This window comes from Calditrichota bacterium, assembly GCA_020637445.1.
Taxonomy (GTDB): Bacteria; Electryoneota; RPQS01; order RPQS01; family RPQS01; genus JABWCQ01.
Window position 1 is genome coordinate 1,241,657 of the sequence record JACJVZ010000001.1, and the last position, 23,144, is coordinate 1,264,800.

The 23,144-nt window shown below is 52.8% G+C and carries 17 protein-coding genes; 8 read left to right on the forward strand and 9 right to left on the reverse strand.

The genetic code is table 11. The annotated features are described in order from the left end of the window. Window positions 1–4: 4 nt before the first annotated feature. Genes H6507_05205 through H6507_05230 form a run of 6 tightly spaced genes read right to left on the reverse strand, consistent with a single transcriptional unit; the run spans window position 5 to window position 10,200 of the window. Window positions 5–1,858, reverse strand: a complete 1,854-nt coding sequence (locus tag H6507_05205; protein MCB9368484.1) for a S9 family peptidase — start codon at window positions 1,856–1,858, stop codon at window positions 5–7. Then, a complete protein-coding gene (gene coaE / locus H6507_05210) occupies window positions 1,855–2,451 on the reverse strand; it encodes a dephospho-CoA kinase (protein MCB9368485.1) in 597 nt (198 codons plus the stop codon). Before coaE ends, H6507_05205 begins: the two co-directional genes overlap by 4 nt. Further along, window positions 2,448–6,647 (reverse strand): S8 family serine peptidase, encoded by a 4,200-nt coding sequence (locus H6507_05215; protein ID MCB9368486.1) that lies wholly within the window; start codon window positions 6,645–6,647, stop codon window positions 2,448–2,450. The genes coaE and H6507_05215 overlap by 4 nt, the downstream gene beginning before the upstream one ends. Window positions 6,648–6,679: 32 nt before the next feature. After that, on the reverse strand, window positions 6,680–7,345 hold the full coding sequence (locus H6507_05220; protein MCB9368487.1) for a ComF family protein: 666 nt from the start codon (window positions 7,343–7,345) through the stop codon (window positions 6,680–6,682). 3 nt (window positions 7,346–7,348) lie between these two features. Beyond that, the gene (gene lon / locus H6507_05225; GenBank protein ID MCB9368488.1) at window positions 7,349–9,754 is read right to left on the reverse strand and encodes an endopeptidase La; all 2,406 of its coding nucleotides are present in this window, start codon (window positions 9,752–9,754) and stop codon (window positions 7,349–7,351) included. Next, window positions 9,751–10,200, reverse strand: coding sequence for an Hsp20/alpha crystallin family protein (locus tag H6507_05230; protein MCB9368489.1), 450 nt, complete (start codon window positions 10,198–10,200; stop codon window positions 9,751–9,753). The genes lon and H6507_05230 overlap by 4 nt, the downstream gene beginning before the upstream one ends. A 207-nt stretch (window positions 10,201–10,407) precedes the next feature. On the opposite strand from H6507_05230, the gene H6507_05235 reads away from it, so the two are divergent. The 6 genes from H6507_05235 (at window position 10,408) to H6507_05260 (ending at window position 18,701) form a co-directional block, all read left to right on the forward strand. Next, window positions 10,408–13,005 (forward strand): hypothetical protein, encoded by a 2,598-nt coding sequence (locus H6507_05235; GenBank protein MCB9368490.1) that lies wholly within the window; start codon window positions 10,408–10,410, stop codon window positions 13,003–13,005. A gap of 78 nt (window positions 13,006–13,083) precedes the next feature. Continuing rightward, a complete protein-coding gene (locus tag H6507_05240) occupies window positions 13,084–13,242 on the forward strand; it encodes a twin-arginine translocase TatA/TatE family subunit (GenBank protein ID MCB9368491.1) in 159 nt (52 codons plus the stop codon). Between the two features lie 81 nt (window positions 13,243–13,323). Beyond that, window positions 13,324–13,893 (forward strand): response regulator, encoded by a 570-nt coding sequence (locus H6507_05245; GenBank protein ID MCB9368492.1) that lies wholly within the window; start codon window positions 13,324–13,326, stop codon window positions 13,891–13,893. A gap of 144 nt (window positions 13,894–14,037) precedes the next feature. Next, a complete protein-coding gene (locus tag H6507_05250) occupies window positions 14,038–17,145 on the forward strand; it encodes a PD40 domain-containing protein (GenBank protein MCB9368493.1) in 3,108 nt (1,035 codons plus the stop codon). Window positions 17,146–17,253: 108 nt separating this feature from the next. After that, a complete protein-coding gene (locus H6507_05255) occupies window positions 17,254–17,949 on the forward strand; it encodes an ABC transporter permease (protein ID MCB9368494.1) in 696 nt (231 codons plus the stop codon). Next, complete coding sequence (locus tag H6507_05260; protein ID MCB9368495.1) at window positions 17,949–18,701, forward strand: ABC transporter ATP-binding protein; 753 nt, start codon at window positions 17,949–17,951, stop codon at window positions 18,699–18,701. The genes H6507_05255 and H6507_05260 overlap by 1 nt, the downstream gene beginning before the upstream one ends. A 64-nt stretch (window positions 18,702–18,765) precedes the next feature. On the opposite strand, the gene H6507_05265 is transcribed toward H6507_05260, so the two are convergent. From H6507_05265 to H6507_05275, 3 genes are read right to left on the reverse strand one after another with little or no spacing between them, the layout of a single operon-like run. Beyond that, entirely contained in the window at window positions 18,766–19,740 is a 975-nt protein-coding gene (locus tag H6507_05265) for a hypothetical protein (GenBank protein ID MCB9368496.1), read from the reverse strand. Next, complete coding sequence (locus H6507_05270) at window positions 19,733–20,965, reverse strand: ABC transporter permease (GenBank protein ID MCB9368497.1); 1,233 nt, start codon at window positions 20,963–20,965, stop codon at window positions 19,733–19,735. Before H6507_05270 ends, H6507_05265 begins: the two co-directional genes overlap by 8 nt. Before the next feature lie 2 nt (window positions 20,966–20,967). Continuing rightward, entirely contained in the window at window positions 20,968–22,032 is a 1,065-nt protein-coding gene (locus tag H6507_05275) for an efflux RND transporter periplasmic adaptor subunit (protein ID MCB9368498.1), read from the reverse strand. Between the two features lie 353 nt (window positions 22,033–22,385). On the opposite strand from H6507_05275, the gene H6507_05280 reads away from it, so the two are divergent. Together H6507_05280 and H6507_05285 are read left to right on the forward strand one after the other, a co-directional pair. Further along, on the forward strand, window positions 22,386–22,856 hold the full coding sequence (locus tag H6507_05280) for a hypothetical protein (protein MCB9368499.1): 471 nt from the start codon (window positions 22,386–22,388) through the stop codon (window positions 22,854–22,856). A gap of 3 nt (window positions 22,857–22,859) precedes the next feature. Next, complete coding sequence (locus H6507_05285; GenBank protein MCB9368500.1) at window positions 22,860–23,093, forward strand: hypothetical protein; 234 nt, start codon at window positions 22,860–22,862, stop codon at window positions 23,091–23,093. The last annotated feature ends 51 nt before the right edge of the window (window positions 23,094–23,144 follow it).

The following is a 23,144-nucleotide window of genomic DNA, read 5'->3' on the forward strand; positions in this document are numbered from 1 at the left end:
TTGTTTATTTCGGCACGTACGTATTCAAAAACTCCGCGGTCTTGGTGTAGGCGTCGAGTTTATTTTCCGTTTTGCGCAGGCCGTGGCCTTCATCGGCATAACGCAAATACTCGACGATTCCGTCGCGGTTCTTGATGGACTCCACGATTTGATCCGCCTCCGATTGCGGCACGCGCGGATCATTAGCGCCCTGTATAACAAGCAGCGGCGCTTTTATTTTGTCCGCATGATTCAAGGGTGAAATCTCTTCAAGGAACTCGCGGTCGTCCGCAAGAGAGCCATACTCTGCCTCCCGCAGCGCACGGCGGTATTTTCCAGTGTTTTCAAGGAAGGACACGAAGTTCGATATGCCGACGATGTCGATTCCCGCGGCAAACAGATCCGGGTAGTTTGTCAGCCCGGCCAGCACCATGAAACCGCCGTAGCTTCCGCCAAGCAAAACAATCTTCTTTTTGTCGATGCCTTTTTGCTTTGCGAGCCATTTTGCCGCATATTCAATATCCTTGACGGAGTCCATGCGCTTGCGAACATTATCCAACGCAATATATTCCCGCCCGAAACCGGCAGAACCTCGGACATTGGGCTCAAGAATCGCGTACCCTTTGTAGAGGAAATACTGAAAAAGTCCGCTCAGATCTGGCCGCGCTTGACTCTCAGGTCCGCCATGAATGGAGACGATCACAGGCGTTTTGTCCGACATCTCGTGCGGCTTGTAGAAAAACGCGGGGATCATTCGCTTGTCAAATGTCTCGTACTCAATCAGTTCGGGCGTGACAAATATCTCGGTCGGAACACCGCCTGTAGCAGAATATGTCAAACGTGACATCAGATCCAAACGAGTTTCGTAAACCCAAACGTCAAAAGGCTTGTTCGCTGAACCATAAGTGATGGCGATGAAGCGGGAATCAGGTGAGAACGACATATCGCGAATGATACCTTCCGGCAACCTGTATGCACCGACGCGCTTGTCTTTGGCGACGTTTACATAGGTAAACTCGGAAAGTCCTTTCGCATTTTTCGCAAAAGCGTAGCCGGTGCCGTCAGGCGAAACCGAAAGCACATCGATATCGGCATCGGGCGTTTCCAGCCACGACCACATCTGCGTACTCAAATTGTACTTGGCAACACCGACAAAGTCACGATCACGATTGGTCAAGACGTAAAAACTACTGCCAGCTTCGTCAAACTGAGGTTGATCATAGTAAACGTCGCCTTCATGCTCCGTCAGTACGGTGGTCTCTCCGGACTCGCGGTCAAACAACAAGATGTCGGTATTGACATTTGAATGCCACTTCAGAATTAGCAAGTAACGGCCGTCCAGCGAATAATCCTGTGCCGTATTGTCTCCGTCGCCTTGAAAAATCATAACCGGTTCGCGGTCGTCGATGTGATGGTCGTAGATATCAAAATCAACGCCATTTCGTTTGTTTGACGAATAGCTAAATCTCATCCCGTCGGGTGACCAGCAGCCAAAACGATAGATCGCGTCGTCATCTACAGACGTTAGCGGCATCAGCGGCGTGTAGCCAGGAGTCATCATATAGAGCTTGGAGCGCTCGTTGCCGCCGCGCGATGCCGCGACTATGACTTGAGCAGGGCTCTTGGGGGACCACCAAACACCATCCACGCCATCCGATTCGAAAGTCACCTGCTTCGGCGCTTTGAGCCTGTCTCCGGAAATCCACACTTGCGGTTCGCCGCTAATGTTGGAAATGTATGCAACTTCGGTACCTTGCGGATTATAAGAAGGTCGAGTCGCATACTGCACATTGAGAAACTGGGATAACGTGAACTCCTGAGCGAAAGAGTTTGCACTCAGCAGCAGCAGCAGAACGATTTTGAGACTGAAACGAATCATGTGATTTGTGGTTGTATTTTGCTATTCCAAAATTCGAGGACTTGGTCACGCAGATCAGCCAAAGAGCCGTCGTTATGGATTACGAAATCCGCGCCTTCGATCTTCCGTTCGTCGGAAAGCTGGGAGCCGCGGCGCAGTTGAAAATCTTCGCGCGAAAATCTGTGATGTGACCGCTCGAATGCTGCTTCCTCGGACGACACGACCGTCAAGACAAGATCAAAGCGATCTTGAATATTCCATTCGAAAATCAGTGCGGCATCGAAGACCGCAACGGTTCTCACCGCTCGTTGCGCGAACTCTTCCCATCTGCGGAGAATTCCCGGAAAAGTAAGATCGGTCAACCAACGACTAAGCTCTTTGCTGGCAAAGACTCTTTTCGCAATCAAGCCGCGGTCCAAAACGCCGCGAGCGTCACAAACGTCTGAACCCAGTTTCACGACGAGTTCATTCCGTACGGCCTCATCTTCTTCAAGCACTGCCCGTCCGAATTCATCTCCGGAAACTACGCCCGCTCCGAGATTTCTCAGCAAGTCCGCGACTGTAGATTTGCCCGATCCGATGCCGCCCGTAAGTGCAACCGTAATTCGCTTCAACGTGCCACCGCAATCTTGCCCGCAACTTTGTCGCCGTTCGACTCTATCGTGTAGATGTACACACCAGACGATACGGCATCGCCGGAGTCATTTCGTAAATCCCATTCCGCAAATCCCGTCGCACCGTTGTGTTCGATTTTCCTTAGCAATGCGCCGTCAATTGAAAAGATTCTGATCGTGGCGGTGGTTGGCAGCGCGGCGAAGTAAACGCCATTCCCTCCAGCGGCACCCCTCCCTTTGAACGGATTCGGATAGACGTATGCGTCGTCGATATTCTGTGCACTTTCAGAAATCAGCAAGCTCGACGCAGCGAATGGATTACCGCTTTGCGCAGTCAACTCAGAAATCTCGATGCGAACTTCCACTCCGACCGCGCCGACGGGATAACGGGAGTCCAACTCAATTTCCACAATCTTGTGCGCGTCATCGACAAAACCGACGAGAGCAACTTGCGAAGGAAGTGCTCCGCGACGAGGGTCGAGGGTTTGGTAACTCGCAGCGCTCGCAGCGGCATCTTGCATCGGCTCGGAATATTCAATTTGCAAAATGTGGCCGACCGGTGCGTCTACCAATGTATGGCTCGCAATGTAGACTTCTCGATCAGGAGAAGATTCGACGACAAAATGTACAAGCTGCTCCGACGACGGCAAAGGCGTGCCCTGCGCGTCGCGCAGATTTCTCAACATCAAGTCATAGGTTCCGGGCGCAAACGGATCATCAAACACGAGTTGAAATTGTCTCGAGCCTCGGGATTCGGCAATAACCGCGGGCATCGAACCGTCGCCGAGTCTCCAGTTTCCCTGGACAAAGGCCGACGGGCCCATTGGTTCGCTAAAGTCTACGGCGATTGCTTTTGGCGCCACCACTTGCGCCGTATCCTCGGTAATCGGCGGAGTGTTCGCCGTCAAAGCTATTTCATTTGAGGGCGCACTGTAGGGTTGCACAAACGTCGTATCATAGGAAACTACAATGAAGTGTTTTTCAACGTCCAACGGAGCTTCGGTCCAAACATACGACGTATCGGCGGTGGTTTGAAGCAGCGTTTGGTTGCCAGTTTCGGTCAAATAGAGATCGTAGTGCATTGCGCCGGGAACAACCGACCACGTCAGTACGACGCTCGTTTCATTCAGGGGATTGCCTGACAGCACAGGGGGAAACGGCGCATCGGAAGCAGCGATTGCATTCTCGATTCTCAAATGTCTCGATCCGTCCGACATTAGAAATTCGTTGATACCGTTCCCGTTAAAATCATAGGCGACCAAAGCGCCTGCCTTTGAAGGGAAGTAATACCAATTTGGAAGATACCTTCCGGACGTTTCATCTTTTGAGAAAACGTACAAGTCCGGAAAGGCCGAGATCAACAGCTCGCCGCAACCGTCTGCATTCACATCTGCAATGTTGACGGATGCCGGGTTGAGCGTTACATTTTCATTTCCAAGAATCGCTATGCTGTCGACGACGGCAAGACTGTTGTCGCCATCTGATTCGAAAATGAAATAGTCCCAACCGAGTTTTAGCCGTTGGCTTTCGGAGGACGCACCGGCATTTGACCGGCAGCCGGCGACGAGTTCTTGTTCGCCGTCGCAATCGATGTCTCCGCGGGCCATCCACGTCGTGGCGTCGTTTTGCGGCATGCGGTACGACCAAACTTGCGAAAGTTCTGATCCCGTCCATTCGCACCAGATCACGTCACCGTCGTAATCACCGTAGAAGATATCCAGTTTGCCGTCTCGATCAATGTCGCCGACTGCGGCGCCCGGAGGCCCCATAGTGTTGGATCCTGCGGTCAAATTCGGAAGTGTATCCCGAATCGTGAGCGTGAATTGCGGATCGACTTCAAACAGTGCGAGTCTCGAGGAACTTCCGAATTTCGCACGTGCGAGAATGTCTTGGCGGCCGGTCGTGCTGTCTACGGTAACATAGCGGCTAATCAGGAACTCCGGAAAAAGATCCGGACTTTCGAAGACAATATTGTTATGCACGCCGCACGCTTCGGATTGCTCCCAAATACGGCTTTCGAGGAACCTGCGCGCGCCCATTTCCATCAAGCCGTTGCCATTGGCATCACCGTAGCACTGCGGAATGTGCGGGCCGTATGTATTTTCAGTTTCGACGAAGTCAGCGCCGTTCCATTCGTATGGCTCAAGTGTATCCACGATATTAAACTCATCTACGGGCAGCAGCCAAACTTCTTCCCTGCCGTCGCAATCATAGTCGCTGACAAAATTCCCCAAAATTCCGTGCGGCAACGTGGTGTTGTTTGGGTAGAACAAGTAGGGCAAAATAGTGCTTTGTGAAGACGAATAGTCGAACGATTCACTGCGGACGGACTCGCCGATCAAGTTTGTAAGCTGCAATACGGCCTGCCAATCGCCTTGGTACCTTGACTGCGATATTACGGCTACATGTTCGTAATTGACATAGCCGAAATCTTCACGGATGGAATCGCCTGAGCTGTTGGTCATCAAAAGGGACGCGCGGCAGATTTGATTACTCCATGCCGTTATTTGCTGGCCGTAGCCGGGTCCGTCGAGCACGGTGCGTACGTACAAACTGTCGATCACCGGGCTTCCGTTTTGTACATATACATGGGACATGTCCACGGATTGGCTCTGGTTTGTGCCGTGAACAACCAGACGGATCACGAGAACTGAATCAGAAGCGGGTGCTTCGATCTGTCCAAGTGTGTCGTCGAGCACCACACGCGAAGAAGTGGAAATTGGCGACCAAGTCCTCGGGTTTTCACCGAGACCGTAGCTGAGTTCATAGCTGTCGTAGGCTGTGCCCCGCGCGGTTCCGATCACAGCAAAAATGCCGCGCACGCCGCTGTCTACGCCGGGAGACGAGATGCGGGCTTCGACGTCCGCACCGAAGGCCGCCACTTCAACAGCGCGCCGCGCATTGATACGTCCGTTAGACGTCTCCGGATCCCACCCCGGAGTACGAATGTCGTCCGCACTCGAACGGATGACGTCCAAGACTTGATCTGGAGTCAGATCGCGATTCACGGAGAGAATCAACCCCGCGAGACCTGCGACCATTGGCGCGGCATAACTTGTGCCCGACGGGTAAACCCATTCGCCGCATTCACCGCCGAGGATCGTGGAGAGAATATTTACACCCGGCGCCATTACATCGACAGACGGTCCAAGATTTGAAAACGAAGCGCGAAAATCCAAAGAGTCCGTTGCGCCGACCGAGATGACTTCCGCGAAACCAGACGGATAATGGATGCCGTCATTGTTGGCATTTCCCGCCGAAGCGACGAGAACGACTCCGGCCTGATGTGCAATCTGTACAACTTCACGCAGAAGCGGCGACGCAACCACGTCGCCGAAACTCATGTTGATAACTGCTGCGCCGTTTGCCGCGCCGTAGAGCAGGGCAGCCGCGACGTCATCTTCTTCAAGTGTGCCGTTGGCGTTTCCCGCGCGCAAAGGCATAAGTTTGCAATTGAATCCAATCGAAGGATAGCAGATTCCGTTGTCACTTGTCGCGGCGGCGCAACCGGAGACATACGTGCCATGTCCAAAATCATCCATCGGATCGTTGTCACGTTCGAGATAGTCTCCGCCCGCAGGCAAACTCGGAGCATCGACGAAATCCCAGCCGATCACGTCGTCGATGAATCCGTTTTGATCGTCGTCGACGCCGTTGTCCGGGATTTCACCCGGATTGTGCCAGATGTTGTCACGCAGATCACGGTGAGTGTGGTCGACGCCGGTGTCAATAATTCCGATCAAAACGGATGGGTCACCGCGTGTGATTTCCCATGCCAGATCCGCGGAAATCCTGCGCAGCCACCACGCATCGCTCCATCCCTCATCGTTGGGAACGTACGGATCGTCCAACGACTGAACAGTCGAATAGCGGTTGTTGAACGCCACCCACTCGATCTCGCTGTCGCTCCGCAAAGCGGCCGCGATCTTCTGCAGATCGCTGCCTTGCGGAAGTTGCAGTTCAACCACTCTGTTCAACGAACGAGCGAGCGTCGAATACACGGAAAATGGCAAGGTTCCCGACGCATTCGCCGCAAGCAAATCATTCAGCGCGGGCGAAGAGGTTTGAAGCATCCCGTCCAGAGTCGAAACTCGGACTTGTCCGCGAGTTTTAACGAATAGAACATCCGGAGAGTAGTCGGCCAAGGCAACGCTGACCGTGAAGAGGCTCAGCAGCAACGCGAAGAGCGCGCTCATCTTTCTTGCTCCTTTGGTTGGGTTGTCGATCATCATGAAACCGCTTTCGCGAAAGTCAGCACCTGTACGCGCTCGACGCCTTGGTTCTTCAAGACGCGCGCGCACTCTGAAACCGTCGCGCCGGTCGTAACAACATCATCAATCAACAACACGGATTTGGGAGTCTCCTCGCTAAATGAATAACTGAATGCGCCTTTGACATTCTGGTGGCGGGTACGAAAGCCTTGCCCGCTTTGCGCGGGAGTGTTGCGTGTTCGTTTTAGAAGCGGCTGTGTTTCTCCGCCAATTCTTCCGGTCAGTTCACGGCAGAGCAGCATGCTTTGATTGAACGACCGGTCGCCGAGCCTTAGCCAATGCAGCGGAACGGGAGTCCAGACGACGTCTTCTTGCACAAAACCGGGCGGCAGAGTTCGAATCAGAAAATCCGCCATCTTCGGAGCAAGCGAAGTATGGCCGTCGAATTTCAGGGCATGTACGATTTCACGTGTGATACCGCCTTCCCGGTACGCAAAACCGGCGTGCAATCGGTCGACATGCCGCGGAGTCTTTTCAGAGGGAGTCTTTTCAGCACGCGGGAGCTCGGCCCAGCAGGCATCACAGAAGAGCACGGACGATCCGGGCATTTCCTTGGCGCAATAGACGCATCTCGAAGGGAAAAGCAGTGACCAGAAAGACCATTCGCGAAGACGGGAGAACACGAACTATACCTTGGCGTTTGCGCGTGACTTCTTGTGGTTCGCGGATTTGAGAGTAATTTTTAACGCCTGCTCGAGTTCATGAACGAAGTGAAATTTCAAGCGGGACTTGATGTTTTCAGGAACGTAAAAAAGGTCCTTTTCATTCGCCTTCGGCATGACGATCGTCGTGATACCGCGACGGGCGGCGGCGACGATTTTTTCGCGAATACCACCGACTGGAAGAACTTGGCCGGTTAGGGTAATTTCACCGGTCATACAAAGATCATTGCGCACGGGCTTACCGGAAAGTAATGACGCCAAAGACGACGTCAGTGCGATACCGGCACTGGGCCCTTCCTTCGGTTGTGCGCCTTCGGGAACGTGCAGATGAATGTCTTTCTTAGTAAATACGTCCGAGTCAATATTCAAGCGGTCGGCATGGGCACGCAAGAAAGAGAGCGCGATTTGTGAAGACTCTTTCATAACGTCGCCGAGTTGTCCGGTCACTTGGAGCTTTCCCGTGCCGGGCATAGACGTCGACTCGATGACGAGAATTTCTCCGCCAACTGGAGTCCATGCCAAACCAAGTGCGACTCCGATCTGCGGTTCTTCCGGCAAACCATCTTCAGCAAACGGAGCGGGGCCCAGATACTGTCCTACAGACTTTGACGTAATAGTGACGCGTTTGCGTTTGCCGTCGGCGACAGTGCGCGCAATTTTGCGGCAGATCGCGCCGATGCGTTGTTCCAGTTTGCGCACTCCGGCTTCGCGGGTATACCCGCGAATAATCGCACGCATTCCATCTTCGTTAATGCTCAAATTGGAAGGCTTAAGACCTGATTCCTCGACTTGCCGCGGCAGCAGGTAGCGCAAACCGATTTGTATCTTTTCGTCCGTGATGTAACTTGGGATTTCAATGATCTCCATCCGATCCCTCAAAGGGCCGGGAATTTGGCCGATGTCGTTGGCGGTCGTAATAAAGAACACGGACGAAAGGTCGAACTCGACGTCAAGATAGTGATCGGAGAACGAGTTGTTTTGCGCCGGATCGAGTACTTCAAGCAATGCGGAAGCCGGGTCCCCGCGAAAATCCATACCGAGCTTGTCAATCTCGTCAAGCATGATAACAGGGTTTTTGACGCCCACGCGCTTGATCGATTGAATAATTCTGCCGGGCATAGCCCCGACGTAGGTTCTGCGATGCCCGCGAATTTCCGCTTCGTCCCGAACACCGCCGAGACTCATGCGCACGAATTCTCGATTCATGGAACGCGCAATAGACCGCCCGAGCGAAGTCTTCCCTACTCCCGGAGGTCCGGCAAAACATAAGATCGGCCCTCGATTGTCTTTCTTCAGTTTGCGAACCGCCAGGAATTCAACGATACGTGTTTTGACTTCGGACAATCCGTAGTGGTCTTCATCGAGTTCCTTTTCTGCCTGCGTCAGATTCAGTTCGTCGATCGAAGCCTTGCTCCACGGCAAACTGACCAACCATTCGACGTAGGTACGGGACACCGAGTATTCGGCTGAAGAAATGGACATGACCCGCATGCGGTCGAGCTCTTTGCGAGCGGCCTCAGCGGCTTGTGCGGGCAATCCTGCTTCGCTAATCTTCTTCTCAAACTCCGCAACGTCGGTGCTGGTTTCAGATTCTTCGCCCAGTTCTCGCTTGATGGCCTTTAGCTGTTCGCGCAGGAAGTACTCTTTTTGGTTTGACTCAAGCTCTTTTTCGACTTTGCCGCGAATTTCCGAGCCGATGCGCAGCAGCTCAAGTTCCCTTGACAGATGAGTTGCCACGAGAGTCAGGCGTAATTCGAGCTCGTTTGTTTCGAGAAGTTGTTGTTTTTCCTCGATAGAGAGACTAAGATTCGACGCCACGATGTCGGCAAGTGCGCCGGGATCATTGATGTTATGCACGGCAATACGCACTTCATCAGGCAGCGAATTTTCTTCCGCATATTTGGAGAAATCGCTGATCACCGTGCGCGTCAGCCCTTCGATTTGAATCGTGCTGTCGCGTGGGATCGCCATCGGCAGAATCTTGACCTGCAAATAGGGATCGGTTTGGAGAATATCCAGACGTTTGACGCGAACCATGCCTTGGATTAGTACGCGAATCGACTCGTCGGGCATGCGGAACATCTTCATGATATGAGCAGCCGTTCCGACAGAGTAGAACTGGTCCTCCGGTTTGTCACTGCGAGGAGCCTGTGCCCGCGAAAAGGCGGCGACGACACGATGACCGGCGAGCACGTCGTTAATCATCGCGATCATGGCAGGCGACGAGATGGCCAGCGGGACAATCGTGTTGGGAAAGATCAGCACGTCGTTTAAGAGCAGCGCAGGGCAAGTTTCGGGAATACGTATAGGTTCCGGGACACCGTTTGAAGACTGTGACGGCGGAGTATTGTTTTTTTCAGCGTTGCTCATGACCACTCCTCGGGAAATCGTGCAGACCTGACAGCAACCGCCCACTCGCGATTGATCCATGGAACAACAATTTTGAGAACTCCCAGTTCAAATTTGGCTTCCGCCTTTGGGATGTCGACGCCGTTAGGAAGCACAACTTCACGTTGGAAATGTCCCCGTGGAATTTCGACGTGAAAGAACTCGCGGCGACCGGGCAACCCAATGTCCTTGCGCTGTCCGGAAATGCGGACGCGGTTCTGGATAAACTCGATTGTAGTTTCTTCTGGCGCGATATCCGGCAAATGAACTTCAAGGACGACGACACTTTCATTTCCATAGAGATCGATCGCCGGACTCCATTGTGTGTGTTCACTCCATGGAATTGGACGGTGGCCGCTTTCGATTCTCAGGTATTCGAATCGAAAGGACCCGCCGGACTTCTTTCCAGAGTACTGTAGGGTAGGCATGTTCATTGTGGCGGATATTGTCCTCCCAACTCCTCGAGACCATTTGGAATCGGGAATCTTGAAAGGCTGTTTATTTTGGTTTTACGGCAAAGAACCACCAATCTTCAATATATCCATTCCCAATCTAAAGGTCAAGGATATTATTGATTTAGAGTTGCGTACTTGCAATCGGGTGGTCTGTGTCGTAAATTATGAGTTGGACTTTATATGAACCCGAACAAACCCGACCCCAAGATGAGACAGACATTTCGATTGATTTTGTTCTTTGTTGTTTCCGCCTTTTTGTGGACCGGAGTCGTTTACGCGCAGACCTACGACACACTGCGCGTCATGACCTATAATCTCCTGAATTACCCGGGCACGACGTCCTCAAGTCGAAACCCCGAGTTTCAGAAAGTACTACATGCCACAGATCCGGACATCCTCATTGTCCAAGAGATGCAGTCGTCTTCCGGGGTTAGCGAATTCTTGAGTCAGGTATTGAACAACGGGCAGCCGGGGACGTACACAAACGCGCCGTTTTCCAACGGTCCGGACACGGACAACGCATTGTTCTATAAGCCGTCAGTAGTGAGCTTCCTGTCGCAGACCGTACTTTCCACACAGCTCCGGGATATCAACGGTTACCTCCTTCGGCCGGCTGGGGTCTTTGCCGACAGCCTTGATATTCGCATCTATTCGGCTCACCTGAAGGCCAGCCAAGGGTTTGAGGCCGACCGCGAGGCCGAAGCTACTATAGTGCGCAACCACCTGAACGGGCTCGGACCGGGCTACTACATATTCGGCGGCGATTTCAATTTGTATACGAGTTCCGAAGGCGCATTTCAAGTTCTCACTGAAAGCCAGGCGGACAACGACGGCCGGCTCTACGACGTTTTGAATGAACCCGGATCGTGGCATAACTCGGCATCGTTTGCGGATATTCATACACAATCTCCACGAGTTACTGACCTTGGAGACGGCGGTTCCACCGGTGGGCTGGACGACCGGTTTGACTTCTTGTTGCCCACCTACCTATTCCAAGGACTTCCGGGGTGGCAAGTGATTCCGAGCAGCTATACGGAGTACGGAAATGACGGGCTGCACTTTGGACAGGCAATCAACAGCGGCACTAATTTCGCCGTGCCGGACAGCATTGCAGACGCGCTGCATGCCGCGACAGACCACCTTCCCGTTTTTATGGAGATTGTAAGACAAGTGGCACCGTCACCGAGCGTCGCTGTACTTTCTCCGAATGGCGGTGAGAGTTTCGGACAAGGCGACACCATGTCGGTTACGTGGAACACGACCAGCTACAGCGGCACGGTATCGATTTCGCTATCGAGAAACGGTGCGGTCGGAACCTATGAAACTTTGGCAAGCGGCACGGCAAACGACGGACAATTCTCGTGGTTGGTCACAGGTGATCCCACGACTCAGGCCCGCATCAAAGTTGTGCTGGATAGCGCACCTACTTTTTCGGATATCTCTGACAATGATTTTACGGTTTTCGAGCGCGATATTTCAATTTTCACTCCGGTGGCAAATGATTCGCACTATGTTGGATTCAACATGGATATTCAGTGGACAGCGCTCGGCGTCAGCGGAAATGTCCGGGTTGAGTTGAACCGGCTTCCGTCTTCTCCCGGCTGGGAAGTGCTCACGACCTCGACTCCGAACACAGGATTTTTTGGTTGGACAGTGACCGGTCCCGTTACCGATTCCGCGCGCGTGAGAGTATTGAGTCTTAGCGCACCTTCGATCGGCGACACTTCCGCGATGTTCAAAATAAAAAGTCTGACGAGCAACCAGCCTCCCGAGATTCTGCACAATCCCATCTGTGACCCACTTCCGGGAAATGTGGCTTTCTTCTGCCAAGTGCTGGATGACGGAGCCTTTTTCGCTCCCTATCTCATTTGGACGACCAACGATTTTGCGACCAAGGACAGTCTGCAGCTTTCATCCGTAACCGCCGGCTATTCTGGGACCATACCGCTGAGCGAAGGGTTCATCCGATATTTCTTGAAAGACACGGATGCCGGCAATTTGACAGCGCGCACGGACACTTTTGACGTGGTCGTTGCGGCACAGTGTCCCAGCGAAATCGCCTATGATGATGGATCGGTGGAAAGCTATCAATGGTCTGCCGATCAGGGAATGACTTGGGCTGTGTTGTTCACTCCTCCGATCACTCCGTTTGTGTTGTGCGAAACAGAATATGCCGTTTCGGTGCGCAAGCCTGACTCCGCACACGGCTTGATGAACGTGTATGTATTGGACTCCAATGGTCCAAGCGGTCTGCCCGGTGACACGCTCGGCGCGTTCACATCGGGAACGGTTCCGAATTCGCTCAATGGAGCGGCGGGCAGCAGCCCGGGAACGGGCAGAACTGTTTTCCAGAAGAACGGGGAACCGGCCATTGCAGTTTTCGGTGACTTTTATGTCGGCGTGAGCCAGACTTCGACGGCCTTTGGATTGGATGAGGACGGAGCTGCCACGGCCCGTTCATACCTCTGGGATGCCTGTGATATGCTGTGGGTTCCTGAAAACGGCGTGCATCCGAATTCAAGGCCCGGACAACGAGTCATCAAAGTCAGAGGCTTTGGACTTATTCCGCCGCAGGTTGTGATTGCTCCGAGCGGAAACGATGCCGTACTTCACTGGTCTGATACGGGGGCTCCCTCTTACACGATCTACCGCTCGGCACTGGTAGACGGACCATTTGACACGTCCGTTGGAATAACTTCAGACACAACGTGGACGGACAGCGGCGTTTTGACGTCACTTGGTGAGGCCTTTTACGTCGTGCGGGCCACGCTTCCCTGAGAGACTTGAATTTGGCTTTGGGATTCCGTTAATTTGCTGAAGTTGCGATATTTGAGTCTATTCTAAAAGGAAACCGAGATGCGGTTCGGCTGGGTAGAAATTCTGCTGATAATGGCCATCGTTTTGCTGCTTTTTGGCGGGAAACGAATTCCTGAGCTTATGCGCGGGCTTGGCCGGGGCGCCCGTGAATTCAAAGAGGGCCTGTCCGGGGAAGACGAGAAGAACGGTAAGTCCTAAGGTGACTGCGGGGTCAACTGGGCTTGACTTAGAGTCGAAGGTTGGTTATATTACTAACTATAACTACTATAGTGAGGTATTATGACCGGACGTGACGGCAAGTTCTATTCTTCCAAGGATGTCTGTGAGAATCTCCAGATATCTAAGTCTACACTTTTCAAGTGGGAACGAGAGGGGCTGATCACCAAAGTGCGTCGGGACTGGCGTGGTTGGCGGCTCTATGATGAGCGCAATCTCGAAGAAATCCGACAAAACATCGAAAAACAGAAGGCATCAGAAACCAAGCCTCGGTCATCATATGTGCTGGTCGTTGACGACGACACGATGATCTTGCAAGTGATGTCTGACCTGTTGCAAGCCGCAGGCTATGAGGTTTTGACCGCCCCGACAGGTGAAGAGGCCGTCTCCCTTCATCTCGAGAAGCAACCGGCATTGACCTTCCTCGATGTTAAGCTCCGTGGCAAGAGCGGTATCGACGTTTTTCGCGAAATCAAGACGGTCGACCCGGGAGCAATGATAGTCATTTTGACGGGTTACCCGAAGATTGAAGACACGGTTCAGGTAATCAAAGAAGGTGCGTACAATTATCTGACCAAGCCCATCAAAAGCGAGGAGCTGTTAGAGATGGTCGCTGAAGTACTTGGTCCGTAGCTGAATGGTGGCTGAAAAGGTCAGAAAGAAGATTTGCGCCCCGCAGCCTACAGGCACGGGGCGTTTTTTGCAAAATATTGGAAACTTGTGTGCTTGGGACGGAGTTCTCAGGTGTAGGGATTTTGCGCACAAGCGGAGATTTACATGTCAAGACTGTTCACATTCCTAATCATATTGACTGCCTTTGCCGTGTCCGGGTTTGCTCAGGGATTCGGCAAAAACAAAGTGCAGTATGTGGACTTCGATTGGAGGTACATCCAGTCGGAGCATTTTGACGTGTATTATTCCGCAGGACAAGAGCGGATCGCCGAGTTTACGGCGGAGACGGCCGAGCGCGCGCTGAGTTTGATTGAGGCTAGTTGGGACTACACGCTCGAGGGCCGCGTTAGGTTCATCATTTATGCGTCGCACAATCGCTTCCAACAGACAAACGTTTCACTGCAAATTCAAGATGAAGCGCTGGGCGGATTCACGGAGTTCCTGAAGAACCGCGTTGTGCTGCCGTTCACAGGGAATTATGAGTCCTTTCGCCACGTGATTCACCATGAGCTGAGTCACGCCGTGAATCTGCGGATGTTTTATGGCACGGGATTTCAGAGTATTTTGATCGGCGTTGCCACGTCGGATATTCCATTGTGGTTTACCGAAGGACTGGCCGAATACGAATCGCGCGGCGGATGGGACGTTGAAGCGGACATGTTCATGCGTGACGCGACGATTTCGGGCTACCTCCCCCCTATCGATTACCTTGGCGGGTATTTCGCGTACAAGGGTGGACAATCGGTTTTCTATTACATTGACCGACGCTACGGCAAAGAGAAAGTCGGCGAGCTCGTAAACAAAGTGAAGTCTTCTCGGGAAGTGCCTCGTTCTCTCAAGAGTGCTACGGGACTCAAGATGGAGGAATTTAACCGCGCGTGGCAGAATTGGCTTCGCAAGCTCTATTGGCCGGGAGTCGCGAACTACGAATCACCTGAAGATTTTGCGGAACGCGTGACCAACCACCGCGAATTGCGGAATTTTGTAAACAACGGCGGATCAATTTCGCCGGACGGTTTGCGAATCGCCTACCTCTCCGACCAATCGGACTATTTCGATATTTGGATGAAGGATTTGGAAACGGGGCGTGCTCACAGGCTACTTCAGGGCGAACGCAGCGGGGATTTCGAGCAGCTCAAGTGGCTTGACGCGCGCATCTCTTGGTCACCTGACGGAGAATCGATAACATTTGCGTCAAAAGCCGGAGCTTATGACGCGATCAATATTTTGAATGTCAACAAACGCGACGTGGTCAAGCGCTTTCGCCCGAAACTTGAGGGTGTTTTCAATCCGGTGTTTTCCCCGGACGGCAGCAAGATCGCTTTTGTGGGTTTGAAGTCAGGCGAATCGGACCTCTACTATTACGAAATCGAGTCGGGCAAACTTGTTCAGGTTACGAATGACGTGTTCAGCGACGACGATCCGGCGTGGAGCGCTGACGGAAAGATGCTCTACTTCTCTTCAGATCGAAAGGATTCGCTGAGAGTGTCCGGATACGACCCGTCATTCAACATGTGGGAATTTGACTACCGGTCGATGAATATCTACCGCATTTCGATTGGCGACGATTCGTGCGAGCAGCTAACCACAGGTGAGTACACTGAAAAGCTGCCGACACTTTCACCGGACGGCAAGAACATGATTTTCGTTTCCGATGAAAGCGGGATATCCAATCTTTACCGCATGGATTTGGAAACCATGGAGACGGTCGCCATCACGAACGCATTGACGGGATGTTTTCAGCCGAGCTATTCCGCTCTGTCGAACAGGCTGGTGTTCACGTCGTTCTTTGAAGGCGGGTATGACTTGTACTTGCTGAAAGCGCCGGATAAGATGGAAGCCAAGACTCCGGTGTTGACCGCATTCAGACAACACGGAACTCCCGAGGCCGTTGAACCCGAAGTCGGCGAGCAGGCGGAAACAAGCGCCACATCACTCGAGTTCAGGGAAGATACTCGCGAATATTCGCGTTACGTTTTTGCAGACGGCATTGGAGAGGTTTCCGAACACAACGAACGCGCGATGGCCGACACGGTCAACACTCGCAAGCCGGGCGGCGGATTCTTCAGCAAGAAGTACCGGGTAAAATTCACGCCGGACTACGTGTATGCCACGGCGGCCTACAGCTCGTTTTTCGGTGCGCAGGGTACGGGACAAATTCTGTTCAGCGACTTGATGGGCAACCAGCTAATTGTCTTGAACACGGATCTGTACTACGATTTCAATAATCTTGACAATTCGAACTTCTCACTACAATACTACTACTTGCCGCACCGCATCAATTACGGCGCTGGACTCTACCGCTATGTTTACTATTTGGACGCGGGCAACGTGCGCGACCAAACGATGCAGTTGCAGTTCGATCTTAGCTATCCGTTTTCCAAGTACACGCGCGCGGAACTGATCGTCGGCGGGTACGGTATCGACCGTGCGGACTGGCAGCCGGACCAGTACGGATACTATGACTACCGCAAGATTGCGCGGCGGAGAATTTTGCTTCCGGAACTCGGCTACGTTCACGACACAGTCGTGTGGGGCAGCACCGGCCCGGTAAACGGAACTCGTTATCGCGTATCCACTTCATATAGTCCCAATCTGCAAAGCGACCGCAAGAACAACGAGATATGGAGTTCGGAGTTTTACACTGCGAAAGGTGACTTGCGGCAGTACTTCAGGCTTGGCCGCGACTATTCGTGGGCGTCGCGATTGACAGCGGGACTTAGCGGCGGACCGGAACCGCAGAGGTTTTTCATGGGCGGAGTATCAAACTGGATCAACCGCCGTTTTGAAAACAACGAGATTCCGACCGACGAGATCAATGATTTCTATTTCTCCTCGTTCGTGACACCGTTCCGTGGCGGCGACTATTTTGAGAAGCGCGGAACAGGCAACCGCTACTTTCTGACCAACCAAGAATTCCGTTTCCCGCTCGTACGCTATCTGCAAATGGGCTGGCCTCTGCCGCTGGCGCTGGCAGACGTGCGCGGCGCATTGTTCACAGACGTCGGTGCGGCGTGGTTCAACGATTCGTTCAGGCTGACTTCGGTCGGAGAAGACGGAAACCGCAGGCTTCACGACTTGCAGGCGGCCTATGGATTCGGATGGAGATCAAATCTCGGATTCTTGCTATTGCGGTGGGACGTCGCTTGGTCGACCGACGGCGTGGACACGTCGAAGCCGCGTTACTACTTCTCATTGGGAGCGGAGTACTAAGACTTGGCGAAGCCTCCCATTACGTCGAACATTTTCCTCGCTCCGATTCAAACGGCCGGCAGACTGCTGATCGAGCTGGTCGCAGAGTTTGGAAGATTTGGCATACTGATGGGTCGAATCTCCACTGAGCTTGGAGCGGTCTTCTCGCGGCGTCATTTGTTTGTCCGGGAATGCGTTCGACTTGGCGTTGACAGTTTACCGCTTGTGTTGTTAGTAGGTATATTTACCGGTGCGGTTTCGGGTTGGCAGCTTCACTACCAGCTCGATGGCTATATGCCTTACGACATGATCGGCCCCGGAGTTTTCAAAAGTATCGTCTTGGAAATGGGGCCGGTGCTGACGGGGTTGGTTATTTCGGGCAGAGTGTCCGCGTCTATCGCAGCAGAACTCGGCACAATGCGGGTCACGGAACAGATTGACGCGCTGGAGTCCATGGCGATTTCTAGCACGCGTTACTTGGCGGTGCCGCGCATCGCAGCGATGACGGCTATGATGCCGGTGCTGGTGTTGCAGGTGAATTTCATCGCGATTGTCGGAGCCTGGTTTGTCGTAACGGTATTTTTGGGCATGACGTCGTCTCAGTTTTTTGGACTGATTCCGGCGTTTTTTCATTTATATGATATTTTCTCAGGTCTGCTCAAGTCGCTTTTCTTCGGACTTAGTTCTTCGATGATCGGGTGCTATGTCGGCTTTGACGCAAGCGGCGGCGCGGAAGGCGTCGGCACCGCGACGATCAAAGCCTTCGTTTGGAGTTCGATAACCGTACTTGCGCTTGACTTTCTGATTGCGATGATCTTATTCTAATGATAGAAGCACGCAACGTCAAGAAGAATTTCGGCTCCAAGCAGGTGTTGCGCGGAGTAAATATGCGGATCGAAGACGGAGAAGCGCTGGTGATCATCGGTCAATCCGGCTGCGGCAAATCCGTTTTTTTGAAACACCTCGTGGGATTGCTTGATCCTGACGAGGGTGAAGTTCTGGTCGACGGCGACAGGATTTCCCGCGCCAAGCGAGCGGACGTATACCGAATTCGCATGAAGTTTGGAGTCTTGTTTCAGAGCGCCGCACTGTTTGACTCGATGACCGTGGCGCAGAATGTCGGCTTGGGACTGGTGGAACACACGACCATGACTCAAGGTGAAATTGACCATCGAGTCGCCGAGTGCCTCGATCTTGTCAGTCTGTCAGGAACACAAGAATCGATGCCGTCAGAGCTGTCCGGCGGTATGCGAAAACGCGTAGGTTTGGCGCGTGCGATTGCATTGAAACCGCAGTACGTTTTGTACGACGAACCGACCACGGGTCTCGATCCGATTACCGCCGACTCGATCAACGATTTGATCGTTCGACTGCAAGAAGAATTAAGAGTCACGTCGATTGTCGTCACACACGACATGGTCTCGGCATTTAAGATTGCCGATCGAATCGTCATGCTGCATCTGGGACAGGTGGTCTTCTCCGGCAACGAAAAGCAAATTAAGACGGAGAGTATCGACATCGTACGCAGATTCATCGCCGGCGAATCGGAAGACAAGCTGGTCGTCACGCACTACTGACGTAGTTTCAGGAAATGAAAGAGCCCCGCCGATTGGCGGGGCTTTTGTTTTGAGAGAGATTCTCCTAAATTTTGCTTAGGAGATAGATTCCCGCCGACCCGACAGCGAAAATTCGCGCCGAATTGTGTGCGCTGGCATCGTAAAGAGAATCAGCGACGAGGTATTCGGAAATTTCATCGTAGTAATAGAGTCCATCGAGTGAATCACCGGAAATTTTGTTCAGCAGCATGCCGTCGTTCAACCAGACGGCACCGGTGGCGGGCACCGCAACCAAGACATCGGGCAACGGAAAGTTTAGTCCGGTGACGTAGACCGCCGGGATACTTGACACGCCGGTGGAGTCAACAATGCGCTCCGCGAGTATGGCACCGTCGTCAAAGTCGCAGGTATAACGTGAGACATGATCTGTCACGACTTCATCAAGCGGGCCGTCAAACCCGCGAGCAACAAGTTCATCGCCGACCGACAAGGCGTTCGATTCAAGATAAAGAAAATAGTCGCCGCGACGGCCAATCCGCGGAGCCGTGCCGACATCCGTCAGGCGATTGACCGCAAAAGACCGCAAGTCGATCATCCAAATACCGGATTCCGCAGAAGACGAAGTCGGCCCTTCGCACAATACATAATTGTCGCGCGCGTTGTACGCCGGAGCGGATCCGCGGTTCCAGAGTTGAATCGTCCGACCGTTTTCGTCGCGGATTATCAATGCCGCTCCATTGCCGGGCTCGCCGGGAATGGAATACACGAAACCGTTTTCGCCGGTGACAGACCACGAATAGTCAGGACGCGCAGTGAGTCCAGCCGGTGAAACGCGCGTGACAACACCATTGTCCCACAAGAACAGACCTTCACCTTCACGGAGAAAGAGCATCTTGGTCTCGTCCGGCGAAATGGCCGGTGCCTTGCCGCGAGGCACCACTAGCTGTGCCCTCCATACCGGTTGGGGTTCAGGTCGAATGTAGCCGCCAGTGCTATCATCGTTGCAGCCTGACAGCCAGATTGCCGCCAGAATGACGAAACAGATCGATGTCCTATTCATGGTGCAAGGCCTGAATGGGATTAACTCGCGCCGCGCGAATCGCGGGGTATAATCCGGAGAAGATCGTCACCAATCCGATCATCATCGCAGAAACATACATCGTTTTCTCCGAAAGTATCGGCGGTGCGACGCCGTCCGGAAGCTGGACACTATTCAGCAATTCGATCAACCCCCACCCGACAAACATACCGCCGACTCCGGCCACAACGGTGATGATCAAACACTCGAGGAAGAATTGTTTGACGATGTCAATCGCATTTGCTCCGATCGCACGGCGAATTCCGATCTCACGCGTACGCTCGACAACCGAAACAAGCATGATGTTCATCACGCCCAAGCCACCAATCATTAAGGTTATCGCACCAATCGCGACCATAAGGGCATTGATTGCGTCAAAGACCTGCTCGGTTTCCATCGCACTTTTGTGCGTGTCCCAAAGGCTAAGCGCTTCTGGATCTTCGGGATCGAATTTGTGAACTTTCGCAACGATGTTCTTGAATTCTTTGACGGCGAGATCGTGATGATCGACATTCTTTGGGGAGAAGATCACGTTGCCGAACCAATAGCGGTCATAGAGGGCAAGTTGAGTCGTATAGGGAATCCAGACGACATCATTGTCCGGACCATAGTAGGTTGAGTTTTGTTTCTTGTTGGATTTCCAGCCGATAATCAAAAACTCACGCCCGCCGACCAAGACTCGTTCATGCAAAGGATCCGATCCGTCGCCAAAGAGCTTTTTGCGAACTTCATCACCGATAACGCAAACACGGCGAGCTTCTTTGATGTCTCTATGCGAAATCCAGCGGCCGTGATCAGGGATGACATTTCTGAGTTCACCGTAAGTTTCGCCGACTCCGGCCAAACGAGTATTAAACAACCTCGGTCCCGCGCGCATTTCGGTGCTCCATGCGGACAACTCAGGCGAAAATTCGAAGAGCTGGGCCTTCGCATTTAGTGCGTCTACCGTTTTTTCGGTGAACCTGATTGTCTCTCCTTTGCGCGTCGAACCCGTGGCGATGCTCTTCCGTCCGCCCCAAACGATAACGACGTCTTTTCCCAAAGAGCGAATGCCACTCAAGGAATCTTCGGAGAAACCCGTTGCCAGTCCGGAAAGCAGCATGACGGACGCGATGCCCCATGTGATGCCAAACATGGTCAATGCGCTGCGGAGTTTGTTCATCCCCAAGGTGCCAACCACCTGCCGGATGAGTTCGAAGAACCCCATGCTTAGCCCTCCTCTTGCACCGTTCCCGCGCTGACGATCTCGCCTCCCTCCAACCCTTCCGTAACTTCCGTCCTGATTCCATCGGAAATTCCCAATGAAATCGCACGTTCTTCGGTCGTGCCGGCAACGGTGTCGGTCACAATATTCACGAAGGCGGAATCGCCTTTAAAGAACAGAGCCATTTCATCGAGAATCGGAACGTCCTTGCGTTCGTCGACGACAATCTTCGCCGTTGCACTCATCCCGACTTTTAGTTGGCCGTTTGGGTTGTCCACGGATGCTTTCACATTAAAAACAATCTGCTGTTCTTTGTCGCTGTACTTTCCGACCGGCGAGATATGGTAGATTTCACCTTGGAAAGTTTCGCCTTGGTACGCCTGAACCGTGACGTTTGCCGTTAGTCCGGGCTTCAGTTTTCCGATGTCCGCTTCGTCAACGTCTCCGCGAAACTCGATTTCCGTGTGATCTCCCATAGTTATCACGATAGTGCCGCCCGAGGCGGATGTGGTTGGAGTTACGGAAGCGCCTTCGTCTAATTCACGCGTGAAGATTAGCCCGGTAATAGGCGCAACGATAGTCGTCGAGGTTTGGACGATATCCAAGTCCCCGGACGGCTCGCCAATGCGTTCGCGCTGAATCAAAGCCCATTCAGCTTCCGCTGCCGAAAGACGGGCCTTTGCACGTTCCAGCACGCGCTGAGCATCCCTAAGGTTTTGCTCGGGAGCCAGATTCTTGTCGGCGAGCTCCTTAGCGATCCGAAGATCGTCTTCCGCCTGCTTCACTTCCACTTCAGCCGTGCGCAAGTCTTCACGGGCGCGTACCTGTTCCGCAGGCGACGCTTCCGGCGTGATCTCACAGAGCGGCTTGCCCTTTTCGACCCAATCACCTTCTTCCACAAAGAACTTGCGGATCGACCCGCCGGTGGTGGACCGGATTTCAATTTGATGCAACGGGCGGATGCTGCCGGTGGCGACGACAGTTTGAGTCATATCACCGCGTTCGACCGTGCTGAGTTTCAATTTGGGTTTCGCTTCCGAGTCTTTCTTGCAAGCGATCGTGGAAAGCATAAGACTCAGGGAAACAAGACAGAAACAGGTTCTTGTAAGGAATTGCATATCATTCTCTGAAATAGGACGTCTTTTCATAGGAGTCCCGGAGTGGCCGATTTGTTTCCGTTTTGAGAACAAAAATGGCCAGTGGGATGTTCTGGCCAAGGGTGGAAGAGGCTCCTTTGCCTCTCGCAATCGGAAATATCAGTTCTACAAACACTGAAGGGTATCGCAAGAGCAAATATTACATATCATTAAACTACGAGATGAGATGTGTAAATCTCACGACATACCCTTGACTTTCGGGTCGGCTGGCAGTATCTTGAGGGTGAAAGTGGAGCGTATTGGGTCAAATAGGAACATCCACCCTAATGGGTATCCTTCCTTTTGTTGGCAAACATGAAGCGACAGTAGATGATAAGGGTCGACTGTCGATTCCCGCTGAGTTCCGGAACGCGTTGCCGTCGGACACCCAGCGGCATGTGGTGCTCACGGTTGGTGATGGTGACTGCCTATTTGTGTTCCCAGTAGATTATTTTAATTCAATTTACGCGCCATCCGAGAACCTGACAGCCAATTTTGTCCTGGAGGACAATCTGGATCGTGACATGGCCTTGCTGCCTGATGCCACAGTTCGTCCGATTGACGCACAGGGTCGCGTAACAGTTCCGCAAAATCTTCTAAAACAAGCAAATATCGGCTCAAAAGTAGTTTTCTTTGGCCGCCACAAGTTCTTCACGATCTGGAGTGAAGAAGCCTACAATGCTCGGGCCGCTCAAGTCAAGCTCTCAAAATCGCAGGCTTGGGCCATGCACGCGGATAAAGAAAAGAGCAAAGGATAATCAATGGGACTGCACCTTCATACGAAACAATCGCACGGTGAAGCCGAAATCACGGTAAGCGGCAACATGTCAGGAACGGCATTGGCTCAGCTTCAGGCTGCCATCGAGCATTTTCAGTCCCGAGGCTGCAAAGTCATTCAACTGAACGTGGATTGGGAATCAGTCGAAGCACTACAGACGCCGGCCTCTCGTCCCTTTGTCCTTGCTCACAAAGAACTCGAAATCGCCATCCGTTAGGCCTTTGGCCGTGACGGATTCCCTGCGGTTACCGCAGATGGCCGCAGGGAT